The organism is Pseudomonas sp. SYWMCR5, assembly GCF_057197165.1.
Window position 1 is genome coordinate 21,213 of record NZ_JBXUNH010000007.1, and the last position, 18,131, is coordinate 39,343.

General features: G+C 55.5%; 17 protein-coding genes and 2 pseudogenes. 15 read left to right on the forward strand and 4 right to left on the reverse strand.

Features of this window, described 5'->3' with window-relative positions; genetic code table 11:
* Positions 1 to 175: 175 nt before the first annotated feature.
* The 3 genes from AC2CGW_RS18300 to AC2CGW_RS18310 form a co-directional block, all read right to left on the reverse strand.
* A protein-coding gene (locus tag AC2CGW_RS18300) for an IS3 family transposase (RefSeq protein WP_484574402.1) occupies positions 176 to 1,338 on the reverse strand; the annotation gives its coding sequence in 2 pieces (ribosomal slippage) (positions 176 to 1,083 and positions 1,083 to 1,338; 1,164 coding nt in all).
* A gap of 692 nt (positions 1,339 to 2,030) precedes the next feature.
* A complete protein-coding gene (locus tag AC2CGW_RS18305; protein ID WP_484574403.1) occupies positions 2,031 to 2,816 on the reverse strand; it encodes a hypothetical protein in 786 nt (261 codons plus the stop codon).
* A gap of 250 nt (positions 2,817 to 3,066) precedes the next feature.
* Positions 3,067 to 3,816: a DUF2321 domain-containing protein gene (locus AC2CGW_RS18310; protein ID WP_484574404.1), complete on the reverse strand. Its 750-nt coding sequence runs from the start codon at positions 3,814 to 3,816 to the stop codon at positions 3,067 to 3,069.
* 408 nt (positions 3,817 to 4,224) lie between these two features.
* On the opposite strand from AC2CGW_RS18310, the gene AC2CGW_RS18315 reads away from it, so the two are divergent.
* The 15 genes and pseudogenes from AC2CGW_RS18315 (at position 4,225) to AC2CGW_RS18385 (ending at position 17,530) form a co-directional block, all read left to right on the forward strand.
* Positions 4,225 to 4,857 (forward strand): hypothetical protein, encoded by a 633-nt coding sequence (locus AC2CGW_RS18315; protein ID WP_484574405.1) that lies wholly within the window; start codon positions 4,225 to 4,227, stop codon positions 4,855 to 4,857.
* A 508-nt stretch (positions 4,858 to 5,365) separates the two neighbouring features.
* Positions 5,366 to 7,090, forward strand: a complete 1,725-nt coding sequence (locus AC2CGW_RS18320; RefSeq protein WP_484574406.1) for an ATP-dependent nuclease — start codon at positions 5,366 to 5,368, stop codon at positions 7,088 to 7,090.
* A gap of 2 nt (positions 7,091 to 7,092) precedes the next feature.
* Positions 7,093 to 7,488 carry a UvrD-helicase domain-containing protein gene (locus AC2CGW_RS18325; protein WP_484574407.1) on the forward strand — a complete coding sequence of 132 codons (396 nt, stop codon included), beginning with the start codon at positions 7,093 to 7,095 and terminating at the stop codon, positions 7,486 to 7,488.
* Between the two features lie 65 nt (positions 7,489 to 7,553).
* A pseudogene (locus AC2CGW_RS18330) lies at positions 7,554 to 7,745 on the forward strand (UvrD-helicase domain-containing protein); the annotation flags it as partial.
* 60 nt (positions 7,746 to 7,805) lie between these two features.
* A complete protein-coding gene (locus AC2CGW_RS18335; RefSeq protein WP_484574408.1) occupies positions 7,806 to 8,729 on the forward strand; it encodes a 3'-5' exonuclease in 924 nt (307 codons plus the stop codon).
* A gap of 814 nt (positions 8,730 to 9,543) precedes the next feature.
* Complete coding sequence (locus AC2CGW_RS18340; protein ID WP_186670262.1) at positions 9,544 to 10,392, forward strand: transporter substrate-binding protein; 849 nt, start codon at positions 9,544 to 9,546, stop codon at positions 10,390 to 10,392.
* A gap of 52 nt (positions 10,393 to 10,444) precedes the next feature.
* Positions 10,445 to 11,107, forward strand: a complete 663-nt coding sequence (locus AC2CGW_RS18345) for an amino acid ABC transporter permease (RefSeq protein WP_288377824.1) — start codon at positions 10,445 to 10,447, stop codon at positions 11,105 to 11,107.
* A gap of 10 nt (positions 11,108 to 11,117) precedes the next feature.
* Positions 11,118 to 11,780: an amino acid ABC transporter permease gene (locus AC2CGW_RS18350; RefSeq protein ID WP_186670266.1), complete on the forward strand. Its 663-nt coding sequence runs from the start codon at positions 11,118 to 11,120 to the stop codon at positions 11,778 to 11,780.
* Complete coding sequence (locus tag AC2CGW_RS18355) at positions 11,777 to 12,574, forward strand: amino acid ABC transporter ATP-binding protein (protein ID WP_186670268.1); 798 nt, start codon at positions 11,777 to 11,779, stop codon at positions 12,572 to 12,574. Before AC2CGW_RS18350 ends, AC2CGW_RS18355 begins: the two co-directional genes overlap by 4 nt.
* A gap of 29 nt (positions 12,575 to 12,603) precedes the next feature.
* The gene (locus AC2CGW_RS18360; RefSeq protein WP_186709494.1) at positions 12,604 to 12,993 is read left to right on the forward strand and encodes a RidA family protein; all 390 of its coding nucleotides are present in this window, start codon (positions 12,604 to 12,606) and stop codon (positions 12,991 to 12,993) included.
* Positions 12,994 to 13,097: 104 nt separating this feature from the next.
* On the forward strand, positions 13,098 to 13,862 hold the full coding sequence (locus AC2CGW_RS18365) for an IclR family transcriptional regulator (protein WP_186670272.1): 765 nt from the start codon (positions 13,098 to 13,100) through the stop codon (positions 13,860 to 13,862).
* Positions 13,863 to 13,899: 37 nt separating this feature from the next.
* Positions 13,900 to 15,117, forward strand: a complete 1,218-nt coding sequence (locus AC2CGW_RS18370) for an amino acid deaminase (protein WP_186709496.1) — start codon at positions 13,900 to 13,902, stop codon at positions 15,115 to 15,117.
* 62 nt (positions 15,118 to 15,179) lie between these two features.
* Positions 15,180 to 16,115 (forward strand): 2-dehydro-3-deoxygluconokinase, encoded by a 936-nt coding sequence (gene kdgK, locus AC2CGW_RS18375; protein ID WP_186670276.1) that lies wholly within the window; start codon positions 15,180 to 15,182, stop codon positions 16,113 to 16,115.
* 255 nt (positions 16,116 to 16,370) lie between these two features.
* Positions 16,371 to 16,520, forward strand: a pseudogene (locus AC2CGW_RS18380) (D-aminoacylase); the annotation flags it as partial.
* 188 nt (positions 16,521 to 16,708) lie between these two features.
* Positions 16,709 to 17,530: an EndoS/ChiA family endoglycosidase gene (locus AC2CGW_RS18385; RefSeq protein ID WP_288377821.1), complete on the forward strand. Its 822-nt coding sequence runs from the start codon at positions 16,709 to 16,711 to the stop codon at positions 17,528 to 17,530.
* A gap of 68 nt (positions 17,531 to 17,598) precedes the next feature.
* Here the strand turns inward: AC2CGW_RS18385 and AC2CGW_RS18390 are convergent, their stop codons facing one another.
* Complete coding sequence (locus tag AC2CGW_RS18390; RefSeq protein WP_238348333.1) at positions 17,599 to 18,096, reverse strand: GlcG/HbpS family heme-binding protein; 498 nt, start codon at positions 18,094 to 18,096, stop codon at positions 17,599 to 17,601.
* Positions 18,097 to 18,131: the final 35 nt, after the last annotated feature.

Consider the following 18,131-nt stretch of genomic DNA (forward strand, 5'->3'; position numbering starts at 1 on the left):
TCTATGCCCAAAATAAGTAAAAATTAGACGGTCATACTTGGCCGGGAGGATAGTTGGTCATGGTTGTAAAGAATTTATCAGTCACACCGGCTAGGGTGGCGAAAGTCAAAAACTTCACCTTCAGGGAAGGGGAGAGGTCCTGCGTAGTTATCGATGGCGAGAGGATGTGTAGTGGTCAACTCATCCCGGACACGGTTTTGAGTTTTTCTTCAGCTTTCGCCGGAGCCAGTCCATCGTTGAACTGATGAGGTCGGATCCAGTTGTAGTGGCTCATCAGGTACTGGCCGATGTCTCGTTGAGCTTGTTGCCCGGTCAGGTAGCCCGTGGTCGGTATCCACTCTGATTTCAAACTGCGAAATACACGCTCCACCGGTGCATTATGCCAGCAGTTGCCTCGGCGGCTCATGCTCTGGCGAATGCGGTAGCGCCACAGTCTCTGGCGGAACTGACGGCTGCCATATTGCGATCCCTGGTCGGAGTGGAACAGTAATCCTTGAGGCTTTCCACGTTGTTCGTAAGCGACGTCCAGCGCTTTGACCACCAGGTCTGCATCCGGTTTTTCTGATAAGGCCCAGCCAACCACTCTGCGTGCATAGAGGTCCAGGACAACTGCCAGGTAGTGCCATTTTCCCTGTGCCCAGACGTAAGTGATGTCTCCACACCAGACCTGATTTGGCGCTTCCACATCAAACGCTCGGTTCAAGGTGTTCGGAATATCTGGCCGCTCCACTGTGGCCTTTTTGTACGCATGTGATCCTGGCTGCTTGCTGATCAACGCCAGCTCACGCATCAGACGGCGTACCTTGAACCGCCCGATTTGCTCACCCTCTTCTTGCATCATTGCCATGATGGTACGGCTGCCCGGCGCACTTCGATATCGGGTGAACAACTCACTCACTCGACTGCGCAACCGCAGTCGTTCAACGTCCGGAGTTCGCCTTCTGTGACGATGTGCGTAGTAACTTGAGCGAGTGACTTCGAACACTTCGCACAAACAATCAACGGGCTCATGGTCGCTGAGCTGGCGGATCAGCGCGTACGCTCGAGATCTTCCGACATCAAGAGCGCGGTAGCCTTTTTTAGTATCGATTTCTCACGTTCAAGGCGCGCGATCCGGGCTTCCAACTCTTGAATTTTTTGCTGCTCTGGCGTCAGTGCTTTGCTGGCCGGCGTAACGCCGCTGCGCTCCTGCTGAAGCTGATTAACCCATCGGCGCAGTGCTGATTCGACCAAGCCGAGCGAGCGGGCCGCTTCGGCATGGCTGTAGCCTTGATCGAGCACCAGGCATGCAGCTTCGCGCTTGAACTCAGGGGTAAAGGTACGGCGTTGCTTGGTCATCGGACACCTCTCTGTGGCGAGCATTCTCGCCTAAATGGGTGTCCGGGGTTAGTAGACCACTACAAGGGGGTATTAAATTGGGAGTTGCTTTGCGACAAAGTGACTGGTCTGGTTGGGAAGCGTCCTACTCGCCAGTCGCTGTCCTCCCATCATGAGATTAAACGCGCTTTTACTCAGGCTAAGAAGAGAGCGACTGAGGAGGTCGTTCGAACTCCTAAGCCATCATGTTTAAAAATCGCGGGGGATCGGATTGCACGTCTCGAATCGGAGACTCAGGCGTTGAGGGCTGAAAATTCCCAGTTGCTGGAAAAGTTTCTTACTTGGCAATACAACGCCTCGATTGCAGGTTTGCATGAATCGCAGCTGAACCGACCGTTGCCACTCATAGATCGCGAGCGCTCTGATGTCCCTTTACGCGCTAGTGTCCCGCTCGGGTAGTTCGTTAATCTAAAAACCCCGGAATCATTGGGCGAAACCATCTAAGTAGATAAAAGAATTAACCGTGCGGGACTCTAGGCCGAAGGTGTTGAAACGAAGAAATGATGAGGGTCGCCCTTCTGCATGTTCTCGCTTTTTAGACCTGCTCCTAAGAGCAGGAAGAGGCCGGCCGCTGGGGCCTTCGAGGCGGTAGCCACGGTCCATTAGTATATCGTAATGGACCGGTAGTGCGAGTCTTGCAAGTTGTGCAAAGTCTATTGAATATTTATGAATTGATAGGCTAAGTGTTTGAAGCCTTCTAGGGCACTTGCGAACTCGGCACGATACGATGTATCTGCTTGTTCTCCTAAGGCACTTACATAAGGATTCTCCTTGAAGCTCTCGACACCATATATCCCAATCCAGGTGTATGAGCCCCACTGCCGTTTTCGATAAACTTCCATGACATTCCGCATAGCTTTGACAAGATCGTCTTGCAGGAAAGCAATGCGATCCTCAGGTGAACGCGTGGGTGAATCATGGTTCCAGCCGCCAGGATTAAAACCCCTAGTGCCGTATGATATACCTTGAATTCCTTTGCTCGTAATTAAGTCCGTTTTGACGAAATTATCGTTCCACATAGAGTTTATTATTTCGCTAAGTTTGGCGCTGAATTCTTTCCTAATTGCTCGCGCTTTTTCGGGGTCGTAATAGGGGGGCCGTACTGGGGTACCTTTTCTTTGATGGGCAATGTGCTCGGCATCGTCTCGCCACTTCCTAAGCATCACGGCTGTGTAGTGGTTTGCATTTTGACTATGATCAACTTCGTAATGACAGCTGTTGCAAAGAGGTATGCAGTTTTCTAATGAGTCATAATTATCGATTATGGCGTGGCGAGGGCCGTTAACACTGGCTGATATTATGTGTGCGCCCTCAACAATGCTTGCATGCGAGGTGTCCCCCTGGGTTGGACCTAGCAAATAAATATTGCAAGAAGGATTTGGACATACTCCTCCGCATCTTAGGATTGCAGTAATCCTTGTTTGGGGGTCAAAAGCCATGACTACTTCCTTTTTGTAGTGGTGATTTATTTTAAATGCCTCTGCTAAGGGGGCAATAATGGATCAAGTTTCCCTTGATGCGATGGCCCAAGTGGTAGGGGCGGTCGCTAGCAATGAAGGAGAATTTGCGCTTTCAGTGCACAACCCGATCGGTTGGCATGCATAAGCAGTGAGTGGATTGGCCACAAGGAGAACCAAGATGGTGATTCTCCGACTTGCTTTGGTGGCTATATGACCAATCCGGCTGTTATCAGTGTCCTTTTGGAACAATGAGAACCTTGACTTCCAGTTCCTCATCTTTGCGTGATAAGTCACTTTCCAGCCCGCGAGGGTTTGCTACCCAACCATCAGGATCATAGACGAAGCAGATCAGTTTTTTGCAGTCGGGATGTGATCGATAGCGCTGAATGTCGACGATCAGCTGCTCACCGACATGCTTAGCTTTGAGGGTTTCCCTCGTTTTTTTCACTTCAACAATGATCTGTTCTTCCTTGAGTAGGAAATCTACTCTCGAACTGGCCCCGGCATAGCTAGGGGTCCATTCTTCGGGCCGAATATCGTCGAAATGAACCTTCAGCAGCGCGTGCAGCAGATCTTGAACGTCATACTCGTCGTTGACGATGAGCGATTCGCGGTCGGCGTGCCTGGTGCGAAGTTGCTTTGCGACCAGATGAAAGCGGCTGCAAATGTGCTCAAGCAGCGTGAAGCCGTCTTTCGAAGGGCTCGAGGTAGCGGCGGCGAGCAGTTGCTTTTTCTGTGCCCAGGGGAAGGCATGACCGCAGCCCTCACAATTCGTCGGTACTGGCGTGGAAAAACCAACGGCAAAGACACCTTCGACATGATAGTCGCCGCGAATTTCGTCTCCGCAAGATTGGCACTGATAGATTGTCGCTGCACCGCACGTGGAGCAATGCTTTTTTCGAAACTCCGGCGACTGATGGTACGAATCGGTAATTTGATGTCCGTTCAAGCAGACTTGTTGTGCGTCGTGGTATCCCATTAACCTTCCTCAATGCAGAGCGCAATACAAATCTAGATTTGTACAGGCCATTTAACTTGCCGCGCTGACGTGTGCAGCCATCACGCTCGGAGCAGCGAACATAATTTGCCGGACGCACGATAGCATTTGCAAGCTGCGGCTCCGCTTGGCGGCAATGCAGCTAAAGCCGCATAACCATTGACCTAACGGATTCATCACTGACGGTGGGTACCCCCGCTAAGACCCGCTCGCCGAGCGGGAGGATCCAGGGCGGGTGGGATGGTCAGGCGGGCAGGCCGCTCTCTTCGCTGAATCGGCAGCGTTCGCTGGAAATGGCACCGTTTACCAGCATGCGACTGGCTGTCGTTCCCCTGTTTGTAGGGGCATAGCTATACTGCTGGCTAATTGCCAACAACATGGAGGTCAGTGATGAGCCGAGACGCGGGCAAGCCGGATTTCAGTGGTCTATGTGAATACAAGACACCTTCGAATTTTGCCGGCCAGCAGCTGTTCATCCAAGGTGATGATTGGCAAAACAATGCCATGCTAGGTTGGACTCACTTCCCGCTCGATACTTACGCCCTGGGCTACAAAGACGCTGCGGATGCGCTCTTGTATGCTCTGGCTGAGCGGAGGACGTCTCTCGACACCGTCATCTATCCATTGGTTTTCCTCTACCGCCAGGCCCTGGAACTCCAGCTAAAACTACTTCTGCCACTGGCCCGTCGCCTTGCAGAGGCCCCCGCAAAAGATGATCACCGCCATGAATTGATGCCGCTCTGGAAAGAACTACGTCAGCACTTGGAGGTACTGATCACCGATGAGGATGACGCCGAGTACACGGCGATGGAAGAATTTATCAGCCAGCTCCATGAGGCAGATCCTCGGTCGTTTGCGTTTCGCTATCCGACGAACATGAAGGGGGAGGTCTCTCTCCCTGACCTGGCCCACGTCAATGTCCGTCATCTCAGCGAGGTAATGGACAGCATATTTCTGATGCTGAATGGCACTCACTCCATGCTCGGAGAGATGGACCAGCAGGATCATAATGGCGAGTGGTAGGGCGTGGGGGGAAGGCACCCGGAGAGTGTTCAAGTTCGTCTGTTGGTTAAGCGGAGCAGCAGACTGAAACCGACCTTGGGTCCATTCGGCTAAAGGCCGGTTTGCGGATCAGGCTGGCCGTTGGCAGTGGACAAACCTAGCTGATTTCCGGCCCTTCTCGCTCAGCTGAGGGAGACCAAACCCGCTCACGCCCTGCAACCATGCTGTTTATAGCGTTTTATAGACGACTATAGAGCGATTATAGAAAGCGGGCCTGTCCCGTGACAACGGATCCCAAGAAGCGATACTTAAATCGCCCTCTTGGAAGGTTGCCATGCCGACGTCTTGCTCTTTAAGCAGGGGGGCGGCGTCATGTGTAACAAAAAACTACAAGTAAGCTTCGGGCCACCGTTCTAGCCCTTTAGACACGGCTTACTGCAAGCAGGGTCCGTCACTGATGCCCTATTGACACTATAGCCGTTCCGGCTGAAGCTCCGAACCTTACGCAACGCTAACACCAAGGACGAAAATGCTAATCTCCAAAGTGGTTTTAAAAGGTTTTCGAAACTTCGCGGATGCCACTGTCAACCTTGAACGTAACACATTAATAATTGGCGCGAACAATGTTGGCAAGACTAATTTAGTTTATGCTTTGAGGTTGCTGCTAGACAAAAGCCTTTCTGATGCAGAAATTGAGCCGATGGAGTCTGATTTTCACATTTCAGGTGTTGGAAAAATTTCTGACAATTTATCTATTACGATCTATTTCTCTGAGGTCTCAGAGGACGCTGTGCTCGCAAGTCTGAAAGGAAATATTACAGATGATTCGTGTTTTGTTCTTCAGTACACAGCCGACAGGCGTAGCCTGACATATCAGGTTAAAATCGGCGCTACCAAACCTTCGCTTGTAGAAATCCCGTCAAGGTATTACTTGAAGCACATAAACCTCAGGTACGTAAAATCTCGAAGAGACCTTGAGAAGTACATCAACAGCGAAAAAAGACAACTCCTAAAGCTGTCCTTGGAAAATCGTAGCGATGCTGAGTCCAAATCGGATCATCGGCAGATGGCTAGAATTGGAAAGGCGCTAGAGGCAATCAACGGTAGAATTCGTAACCTACATTATGTAAAAGGTGCGACCGATTCTGTAAATGAGGAGCTACAGAAGCTTGCTCATGACTTTAGTGAGTACGAAGTAAAGCTCGACTCAGGCGCAATTCAAGTACAGCAATTTATTGATAGCCTTCGCCTTGGAGCCTCTACGTCTGGTGCATCCGTTATGCTTGGAGGCGATGGTCGAAACAATCAAATTTTGATGGCTTTGTGGAAGGCCAAAAGCCAGCGCGAACACGACCCAGACAGTGAAGTAGTTTTTTACTGTGTCGAGGAGCCTGAAGCGCACTTGCATCCTCACCAACAAAGAAAGCTTGCTGATTACTTAATTAATGACCTCCCTGGTCAAACATTCATTACTAGCCACTCACCTCAGATCACGGCTCGCTATACTCCTTCTTCGATAGTCCACTTAAAAGTGACGGGGGGAAGGGCTAAGGCAGCGAGCAATGGTTGTAGCAACTGCATCAGCAAAGCATGGGATCACTTAGGGTACAGAATGAGCATTCTGCCCGCTGAAGCCTTCTTTGCAAAATGTGTTTTGCTTGTAGAGGGTCCTTCTGAAATTTTATTTTATAGTGAGCTTGCAAAAAAACTATCGATAGACTTGGACTTTTACAATATTTCTATTTTGTCGGTAGACGGTATTCAGTTTAGTGTCTATGTAAAAATCCTGGACGCCATGGAAATTCCATGGGTAATGAGAACGGACAATGACGTCTCTGATATCACAGTAAAGAAAGTGCTACAGCGTCACGTGGCGGGGATTAATCGTTGTCGTGCCGCAGCAGCGTTAACAGCAGTTCCGCATTATCCAGTCGGCACGACTACGCAATCTCTGCTGGCCGATGGTACTTGGGATAAGATTTCGAAGGAGACGAACCCAAAAGGCGCCTATCTTTCCCGCGTTGATCTTGAGCATGATCTGACGGAGGAGTTGGAGACTCAGGTGGTTACCTATGCTTGTAAAAAACTAAAGAAACGGACGTTAGACGCACCAAGTGCTATCAAATATTTGCAAGGAAAGAAAGCCATCCGCATGAGGGAGTTACTGGCGCAAATTTCAGATAGCCTTCCTCTCATCGTAGGCGGCCATCTAGCAAAGCCGCTACTCCATGCTAAATTGTTAGCTGAGGCCTAGGTATGCCTACAAAAATTATCTACAGTGATGCTCAAGAAAAAGCTATTGACAGTCTTGGCAGCATGGTTATCACAGCATGCCCTGGCAGTGGAAAGACAACAGTAATGGTGGAAAAAATCCGCCGTGAGTTTGACAGCCTCAAGCCACATCAAGGAGTCATTGGGATTTCCTTTACTATCAAGTCCAGCAAGGAGCTTGGTGATAAGTGCAAGCGTAATGGAGCCAATATTAGATCAAGCTTTTTTGGGACCATCGACAATTTCTGTCTCGCGGAGATTGTATTCCCATTCATAGCTAGGCTCTATGGCTTTTCCACTAAAGATATATCCTGTGTACAATATAGCCAGCTAGAAGAGAGCTATAAAAAAATCTTCCTGAGCTATCGAGGCCCAATATAAATCTCCAGTCGAGCGACTATGATCTCTATGAGTCAGAGTTCAAAAAACATTATCGAGAAGGGTTTATTCTTCTAGAGGCACTCACAATCATAGCCTGCAAAATTATAGAAAAATCTGAAGCATGCAGGCGCTACATCAAGGCAAGGTATCGCTCAGTTTACATAGATGAATATCAAGATACTTCGGAGCCTCAGCACGCGCTTTTCTGCGCTCTACGCTCATTGGGTTTGAAGGCTATAGCTGTAGGCGACACGCAACAGTCTATATTCGCGTTTCGAGGCAGTGACCCCACTTATCTTTTAGCACTCACGGCAGACGTGTCAAACTTCGAACACCACGTCATCAACATTAACCATCGCAGCCACCCCTCAATTATCAACTATGCCAACCGTTTGTTCGCTCCTCAGTGCCAGCTACTTCCCGTAGATGCTACCGACCTTCAGGTATATCACAGGCGCTTTAATGGAACGCAAGAGGATGTAGCGAGCGAACTTAATGAGTGGATAAAAAAAGCTGCGCGAATTCTTAAAATTGAGAATTTGAGCGAAGTGGCAGTTTTGGTGAGGTGGAATAGTTCAATTGAACGACTGCAAAGACATCTCACACTTCCTGCTAGATTTTACAAGGATGATCAATTATCGCAAATTGTGAGTCCGCTGGGACGCTTCTTCTCCGCACTACTCTACTTCTATTTTGACAAGCGCAAGTTAGTGGAGCAAATTCTAGAGGATTTCCCGCTCATCAGGACCACCCCTGCTAAACTGCGGGCCCTAAGAAAGTCGATACACGACTTGCGAGACTTGCAGCCACCCGACCTTCCAGCTGCCTTTCTAAAGATCGCGCACTCGTTCCGTTTCCCTACCGACAACCAGGTTGAACTTGACGCTCTTGAAAAAACCATATCGTCGCCAGAAGCGATTTTGCACTATGGAAGCGCACGACCCGGCGAAATTCAGGTGATGACGCTACATAAATCGAAAGGACTAGAGTTCGACCTCGTCGTACATTTGGACCTTTATGACTGGGTGTTTCCGACTCGCAAATTCACTGGAGACTTCAACGAAGAAGTGTTTCCAGATTGGGATCAAGACTTAAACCTCCATTTTGTAGGAGTTACAAGAGCAAGGAAATGGTGTGTGTTGGTCACAAGCACTCAAAGGATAAACTCTGAGAATGATACGAAAAAAGGTAGCGTCTCTCAGTTTATGACTATGCCAGGAATCGCTGGGTTATATAGGTAAAGGTTTGGCTAATATATGAATGCCAAACCCCGCCACGCAGGGCTTCCAACTTAAATCGGTTGCTGTGAAAGCCCCCCCTTGCTAATGTTTTCGTAAAGTGACTGGCTTGACATTATACGGAATAGGTGGCGTGGGGAAACTCAATAAACTTGCCGGGTGCCTAGCCACTCAAACACTCATGAGCAACACTGGTTCTGCGATTCGTGACAACCTCCCACGCTACGGGAACTAGCCAAGGTTCTTGAGGCGGGGGCCGTCCTGCTGCCAGTCCTAGCTCAGGCTGGCCCTTCGTTAATGGGTGATTTTGAGCAGCCTACCGGCGAGGTGAGCCTGTGGAAGGGATGTAAAATCTTTCGCGACTTGACTGTGTGTTATTTACATTTTATGCGTCTTTTGTATAGTAAAATCACAGTCGGCCCAGAGGTATAAGGCGAAAAATTTTACGTGGTTCCTCTCAGGAGTCCTTTCCCGTTCTGAGTCGTACCTCAGCCTTTACGTGTAAAGCTGTCACCTGAAACCCCCGCCTTGCGGGGGTTTTTAATTTTTCGCGCGGCATGCGCCTGGTTTCCTTTGCCCACTCTTCTGCCGCCCTCATGTGGGGCGTTACGCACCCAATGTGGTCATTGGTAGCACTGCCCTCGCTGTGCTCGTCTTGATGCTGCTCTCGCGCCAGCACGCATCCTGTTGATTCAACTCATATTCGAATGGCTGTGGGATTTCCCTTCTCGGCTGTGGCACACTTTCTGCCGTCTATTCCGTTGTTGCAAACAACGTTCCGGTATAGCGGAATAAACAATATCTGGGAGTGCCCGTCATGCAGCGTCGACTTTCCTTGTTTACAGCGTGTGCTTTTCTCTTTGCGGCTTCAGCTTCGCTCGCGGGCATTGCCCAGGCGGCGGACAGCAAGCTCGACAGCGTGTTGAAGCGTGGCCACCTCATCGTGGGCACAGGCAGCACCAACGCGCCATGGCACTTCCAGGGCGCGGATGGCAAGTTGCAGGGTTTCGATATCGACATCGGGCGGATGGTCGCCAAGGGGCTGTTCAATGACCCGGAGAAGGTCGAGTTCGTGGTGCAGTCGTCTGACGCCCGGATTCCCAATCTGTTGACCGACAAGGTCGACATGAGCTGCCAGTTCATCACCGTCACCGCCAGCCGCGCGCAGCAAGTGGCATTCACCCTGCCGTACTACCGCGAAGGCGTCGGCCTGCTGCTGCCGGCCAACAGCAAGTACAAGGAGATCGAAGATCTGAAGGCGGCGGGTGACAGCGTCACCGTGGCCGTGCTGCAGAACGTCTACGCCGAGGAGCTGGTGCACCAGGCGCTGCCCAAGGCCAAGGTCGACCAATACGACAGCGTTGACCTGATGTACCAGGCCGTGAACTCCGGTCGGGCCGACACCGCTGCCACCGACCAGTCGTCGGTCAAGTACCTGATGGTGCAGAACCCCGGTCGCTATCGCAGCCCGGCCTATGCCTGGAGCCCGCAGACCTACGCCTGTGCAGTCAAGCGCGGCGACCAGGACTGGCTGAATTTCGTCAATACCGTCCTGCACGAAGCCATGACCGGTGTCGAATTCCCGACCTACGCAGCGTCGTTCAAGCAGTGGTTTGGTGTCGAGCTGCCTAGCCCGGCCATTGGTTTCCCCGTCGAATTCAAATGACTCCGCAAGAGCGGGGCGCCTCTGTCGCACCCCGCTCCAGGTACTGCTGACCATGAACTATCAGTTGAACTTTGCTGCCGTGTGGCGCGATTTCGACACCTTGCTGGCGGGGCTCGGTCTGGGGCTCGAGCTGGCGCTGGTGTCGATCGCCATCGGCTGCGTGATCGGCCTGTTGATGGCGTTTGCCTTGCTCTCGAAGCACCGCGCATTGCGGGTGTTGGCATCGGTGTACGTGACGGTGATCCGCAACACGCCGATTCTCGTGCTGATCCTGTTGATCTACTTTGCGCTCCCAGGGTTGGGGATCCGCCTGGACAAGATTCCCTCGTTCATCATCACCCTGTCGCTGTATGCCGGGGCGTACCTGACCGAAGTGTTTCGTGGCGGTCTGCTGAGCATTCCCAAGGGCCTGCGCGAGGCGGGGCTGGCCATTGGCCTCGGCGAGTGGCAGATCAAGGCGTACATCACGGTGCCAGTGATGTTGCGCAACGTGCTGCCTGCCTTGTCGAACAACTTCATTTCGCTGTTCAAGGACACCTCGCTGGCGGCGGCGATCGCCGTGCCTGAGCTGACCTATTACGCGCGCAAGATCAATGTCGAGAGCTACCGGGTGATTGAAACCTGGCTGGTGACCACAGCGCTCTATGTCGCGGCCTGCTACCTCATCGCCCTGCTGCTGCGTTACCTCGAGCAGCGTCTGGCGATTCGTCGATAGGAGGGCCCTCATGTACGAGTCCCCAAGCTGGTTGCATGAATTGTGGAGCGCCCGCGAAGCCCTGTGGTCAGGCTTTCTGACCAGTGTGCAGTGTTCCATCCTGGCGATTTTGCTCGGCACCCTGATCGGTGTCGTTGCCGGGCTGGTGCTGACCTACGGCAGGTTCTGGGCGCGCGCACCGTTTCGTTTCTACGTCGACCTGATTCGCGGTACGCCGGTGTTCGTGCTGGTGCTGGCCTGTTTCTACATGGCGCCGGCGCTGGGTTGGCAGATCAACGCGTTCCAGGCCGGGGTGCTGGGGCTGACGCTGTTCTGCGGCTCTCACGTCGCCGAGATCGTGCGCGGTGCGTTGCAAGCGCTGCCACGTGGGCAGATGGAAGCGAGCAAGGCCATCGGTCTGACGTTCTATCAGGCGCTGGGCTACGTGTTGTTGCCTCAGGCCATGCGGCAGATGTTGCCGACCTGGGTCAACTCATCGACCGAAATCGTCAAGGCCTCGACCTTGCTCTCGGTGATCGGTGTGGCCGAGTTGCTGCTGAGTACCCAGCAGATCATCGCCCGGACCTTCATGACCCTGGAGTTCTACCTGTTCGCCGGTTTTCTCTTTTTCATCATCAACTACGCCATCGAATTACTCGGCCGGCATATTGAAAAGCGGGTGGCCTTGCCATGACTCACGTTGCAGCTTCTACCCAGAACACCAGCCAGGCCCTGCTCGAGATTCGCGGCCTGCACAAACAGTACGGTCAGCTCGAAGTGCTCAAGGGCGTCGACCTGACGATGCAGCGCGGCAACGTGGTCACGCTGATCGGCTCCAGCGGCTCGGGCAAGACCACGCTGTTGCGCTGCGTGAACATGCTCGAAGAGTTCCAGGGCGGGCGGATCCTGCTCGAGGGTGAGTCCATCGGATACCACGAGGTCAACGGCAAGCGCGTGCGCCACTCGGAAAACGTCATCGCCCGGCATCGGGCCATGACCGGCATGGCGTTCCAGCAGTTCAACCTGTTTCCGCACCTGACCGCTTTGCAGAACGTCACCCTGGGGCTGCTCAAGGTGAAAAAGCTGCACAAGGACGAGGCCGTGGTGCTGGCGGAAAAATGGCTGGAGCGCGTAGGCCTGCTGGCGCGCCGCGATCATTTTCCCGGCCAGCTCTCTGGCGGGCAGCAACAGCGCGTGGCGATCGCCCGGGCGATTGCGATGAAGCCGAGCCTGATGCTGTTCGACGAAGTCACCTCGGCCCTCGACCCGGAGCTGGTGGGCGAAGTGTTGAGCGTCATCAAAGGGCTGGCCGAGGACGGCATGACCATGTTGCTGGTGACCCACGAGATGCGCTTTGCCTTTGAAGTCTCGGACACCATCGTTTTCATGAACCAGGGGCGTATCGAAGAGCAGGGGCCTCCCAAAGATCTTTTCGAGCGCCCGCAGTCTCCGCGCTTGGCGGAATTTCTCAAAAGCACCCGCTTTTAACAGTCAATTTGCAACCAGGAGAAACACCCATGAGCATTACTCGTTATGGCACGGGTAGCACCGCCGGTGGCGGCCAGCCCCGTCCTTTCGCCCGCGCGGTCGAGGCCGATGGCTGGCTGCACGTGTCAGGCCAGGTGCCTGCGGTGGATGGCGAAATCATCGTCGGCGGCATCGTCGAGCAGACCCACCAGACCATGCGCAACTTGATCGCCATCCTCGAAGAAGCCGGCTATGGCCTCGAAGATGTGGTGCGCGCCGGCGTATGGCTGGAAGATCCGCGGGACTTCTGGAGCTTCAACAAAGTCTTTTCCGAGTACTTCAAGCCCGAGCATGCACCGGCCCGGGCCTGTGTGCAGGCAAGCATGATGGTCGACTGCAAGGTCGAGATCGATTGCATCGCCTACAAGAAAAAGGGCTGACGCGCGGCGGCGCTTGTAGGCGCCGTCGAAGGCTGCAATCTTTTGCCGATCGCAAGCACGCGCAGCCTGCGCCAGCGCCTACGAACTAGCATGGGAACACTGAAATGACCGAAGACACTATCAAACGCCGGGCTCGTGGCTTGGACCGGGCGTTCGATATCCTCGATTACCTCAAGGAAGTCGGCCAGCCCCTGCGGCCGAATGACATCGCCAATGGTATCGGCAGCCCGAAGTCCACGGTCTACGAACTGGTCGCCTCGTTGCTCGAGCGCCGGATCCTGGAGCAAGTGGGCAAGGACGGCCATGTCTACCTCGGTCGTCAGCTGTATTTTCTCGGGCAGGCCCACCTGCGGCATTTCGACCTGACGCGCGAGGCCGATCACGCGCTGCAGGAAATCGTCAGCCAAACCCGTGAAACCGCACAGATGTGCCTGCTCAACGGGCGCAAGTACACCGTTGCGCTGATGCGCGAAGGGGAGCGGCACTTCCGCATTTCCTCGGACATCGGTGAAGACGCCCCCATCCCCTGGACCGCCTCCGGGCGGCTGTTGCTGGCGCACCTGAGCGACCAGGCGATCGTCGACCTGATCGACCACGACGACTTCATCCTGCCCGATGGCGAGCGCCTGCCGCTCGAGCAATTCCTCAAGGAGATCCGCCAGGCTGGCATCGACGGCTTCTTTTCCTTCGACAGTGTTGCGGACACCTTTACCCATTGCTTTGCCGCACCGGTCAAAGACAGTGACGGCGTGGCCATCGCGACCCTGTGCATCGTCGCCCCGCGGGCTGATGCCAAGAACAACTACAACGACTATCGCCGGGTGTTGATCGAAAGCGCCAACAGCCTGGCCCGTCGCATCAATGAATGACCGTGGCCGTTAGCGGCTGCGCGTGAGGAGTGAGAGCATGTCTTCTGCCTTGAACATCGCCGCCGTGGAAAAGGGTGCAGGCCAACCCGGCGCCAGCCTGGTGCGCGACGTAAGCCTGCCGGCGCTGGTGCTGCACCGCGAAGCGCTGGAGCACAATATCCGTTGGATGCAGTCGTTCGTCAGCGACAGCGGCGCAGAGCTGGCGCCGCATGGCAAAACCAGCATGACGCCAGCGTTGTTCCGTCGCCAACTGGACGCCGGTGCCTGGGGCATCACCCTGGCCACCGCGGTACAGACCCGCGCCGCCTACGCTCATGGTGTGCGCCGGGTGCTGATGGCCAATCAATTGGTGGGGGCGCCGAACATGGCGCTGATCGCCGAGTTGCTGGCCGACCCTGCATTCGACTTCCACTGCATGGTCGATCACCCGGACAACGTCGCCGACCTTGGGGCATTCTTCGCCGCACGCGGCCTGCGCTTGAACGTCATGATCGAGTATGGCGTGGTCGGTGGCCGTTGCGGTTGCCGTAGCGAAGCCGAAGTGCTGGCGCTGGCCGAGGCGATCAAGGCCCAGCCGGGCCTGGCCTTGACCGGCATCGAAGGCTACGAAGGGGTGATTCACGGCGACCACGCGGTCAGCGGCATTCGTGCGTTCGCCGCGTCGCTGGTGCAGTTGGCTGTGCAACTGCAGGACAGCGCGGCGTTCGCCCTCGACCAGCCGATCATCACGGCGTCGGGGTCGGCCTGGTATGACCTGATCGCCGAGTCCTTCGAAGCGCAGAACGCCACGGGGCGCTTCCTCAGTGTGCTGCGCCCCGGCAGCTACGTGGCGCATGACCATGGTATCTACAAGCAAGCGCAATGCTGTGTGCTCGATCGCCGCAGCGACCTGCACGAGGGCCTGCGTCCGGCGCTGGAGGTCTGGGCCCATGTGCAGTCCTTGCCGGAGCCGGGTTTCGCGGTGATCGCCTTGGGCAAGCGCGACGTGGCGTATGACGCCGGGCTGCCGATGCCATTGCTGCGCTACCGGGCCGGTGTGGTGCCGGCGGTTGGCGACGATGTCAGTGCCTGCACGGTAACCGCCGTGATGGATCAGCACGCATTCATGACGGTAGCGCCCGGGGTGCAATTGCGGGTCGGCGACATCATCTCGTTCGGCACCTCCCACCCGTGCCTGACCTTCGACAAGTGGCGCACAGGGTGCCTGGTGGATGAGCAGTTGAACGTCATCGAAAGTCTGGAAACCTGCTTCTGAGGTCTGAGGCCGCAGCCCTTCCGTCACCTGTGAAACAGCAGAACCATCGAGAATCCACAACCATGAACAGCATCAGCAGGCTCGGCCCCGGTATCGCGCGTATCGCGTTGATCGGCGAGTGCATGATCGAGTTGCAGCAGCGCGCTGACGGCAGTCTGCAACAGGGCTTTGGCGGCGATACCCTGAACACGGCCGTCTATCTGTCACGTGAAATGGGGGATGGCGCCAGCGTGGATTACGTCACCGCGCTGGGCGATGACAGTTTCAGCGATGCCATGTGCCAGCGCTGGTCCGACGAAGGCATCGGCCTGGGCATGGTCCAGCGCTTACCGGGTCGCTTGCCCGGTTTGTACTGCATTCAGACCGATGCATCGGGAGAGCGTCGTTTTCTCTATTGGCGCAACGAAGCCGCCGTGCGCGATTGTTTCACCACGCCAGCGGCGGCCCCGATTCTGGCGGAGCTGGTGGCTTACGACGTGCTGTATTTCAGCGGCATCACCCTGGCGGTGCTGGGTGAGGCAGGGCGCACCAAACTCATTGAAACGCTGATCGCGGCGCGACAGCGGGGCGCGCGGGTGGTCTTCGACAACAACTACCGGCCGCGCTTGTGGAGCACGGTGGAGCAGGCCCGGGCGGCGTACCGCGACGTGCTGCCCTATGTCGATTTGGCACTGTTGACGGTGGACGATGAGCAGGCCCTGTTCGGGTTTGCCGATTGCGCAGCGGTGTTCGCGGCCTATGCGCAAATCGGCACGCCTGAAGTGGTCCTCAAGCGCGGCGCTGAGCCGTGCCTGATTCGCTGTGACGGTGCCTCGTTCGAGGTCCCGGCGCAGCGCGTCGAGCGCGTCGTGGACACCACGGCGGCCGGGGATTCGTTCAGCGCGGGGTATCTGGCCAGTCGGCTGCGTGGCGCCAGCCCGGAACAAGCGGCAGAAGCGGGGCACCGCCTGGCGAGCCGGGTGATTCAACAACCGGGGGCGCTGATTCCCCGAGGCTGAATGGCCTCCGGGCCAGATGACTGGCCCGGTTTGAACCTGCCATGGCCGCGCGCAACGCGTCGAGGATGAAAATCCGCCAGGGCTAATTTCAAAAATAACGACCCGCCATGCCTCTGTGCGACAACCCTTACCTCGTGACGAAAATTAGTTTCACGTCATTTGAAAAGGCTTAACGGAAATGTTTTATGACTTTCACAAAACATTCGACGTGACCCTTTCGAGGAGTACCGCATGACCCTGTCCCCCGGCTACCCGGCCGACGTGGCGATCCCGCAGCGCGCGGCGGAAGGGATCGACGGGGTGTGGGTCAACGGTGTGTTGAGTTACCGCGACGGCCAGGCCAACGGCAGAAGGGAAGGGCGCTTCCTCGCGCGCGAGGGCGATTTGCGCGAGGGCTTCAGGTAACGCGCAGACCAGCGCAATGCGTTGAGGTTGCCAGGTGCCTGGAGGCACTCATTCATACGTGATCCATCTTTTGTCGCGGGGTGCTCCTGTAAAGGGGCATGGATGAATGTGGAAACCCTTCAGTTTTGTCAGGCGCGTGCGGGGTCGTTTGAATGGCGGCTCTTTACCCGTACTGAACGGAGCTGGTCATGACGCAAAATCACCAACCTTTGATGGGCTGCTACTTCCGATCCTGGCGCGACACTGTAAATGGGGTGGAGGGCAACTGCTGTTCCATGGCGGATCTACCCGAGGAGGTGGATATCGCCTTCGTGTTTCCCAATGGCGAAGAGTCGCCGCTGTTCTGGGAAAAGCTGGAGAGCGACTTGATTCCCGCCCTGCACGCCAAGCAGATCAAGGTCGTGCGCACGTTGTTCATCGATGAACTGATCAACCCGGACTTTGCGGATTCACCGCAAGGTTACCAGGACCTCGCGAACCATCTGCAGCAACGTTTCCTCTGCGTCCCCGGACTGGACGGACTGGACATCGACCTTGAAAAAAAACTGACGCCCACCCAGCGTGCCAAGGCGCAGGCCGTCTCGCTGCTGCTGGCCGAGCGCTTGAAGCAGAGCGGCAAACTGTTCATCTACGACACCAGTGAATTGGGTGACATGGAGCTGCTGAGCGCCTTGGCGCCGTCGCTGGACTACCTGCTTTTCCAGGCTTACGGACAGAGCCCGGAGCGAGTGCAAGCACACTTCGACAGGCTGTTCTGCGGCTTCCTCGCACCGGAGAAATTCATGGTCGGCTTCTCGTTCTACGAGGAGCGTGGAACCCGCTGGGGCGATACCGCTGCTGATTTCGACGGCAGCAGGGCGCGCCAGTACGCGGAGTGGGTTCCGACCCAAGGTAACAAGGCAGGGATTTTCTCCTACGCCGTCGACCGTGATGGCGTCACGGAGGGCGACGATAACCTGCAACCTACCGATTACAGCTGGACCCGGCGGCTCAAACAGCTCAGCCGCTGATGCATCGCCGATGCCCGCGCAGGTGGCGCGGGCATCTTCCTGCGCTGCACTACACCGGCGCTTTATCGCTACAGCCCGTCGAGCGCAGCCTGGGCAAAGTACGCATCCAGTTCTGGGGTTGCACCGCTGATGCCGATACCGCCGATATGCTTGCCGTTCCTGTCCAGGATCGGCAGCCCGCCCTCCAGCAAGGTGAAACCCGGCAAGGATGCGTAGGGGTTGGCCGGGTGTGCGCTGCTGCGCTCGCTCAACGCGCGTGTCGACAAGGGAAAGCGGGCAGATGTCGCCGCTTTGAGTTGTGCCACCTGGATGCTGCCGCTGCTGGTGCCGTCCATGCGGTGGAAGTGCTTCAGGTTACCGTGGTTGTCGATGATGCTGATCACGATCGCGTAGCCTCGGGCGATGGCTGCACGTTCAGCGGCCGCCGTTATTTCTCGTGCCTGTTGTGAAGTGAGAGGCAGGGGCGCGTCTTGGCCAGGTGTCGCCTCCGAGGCCGCCGCGAAGCTTGGGAGAGCAGCGCCTGAGCTGGCGATGAGCATGGCGAGAAGCAGATTTTTGATACCCATTGCGAGTGATCCGTTTTTCGGAAAACCCGGCAAGT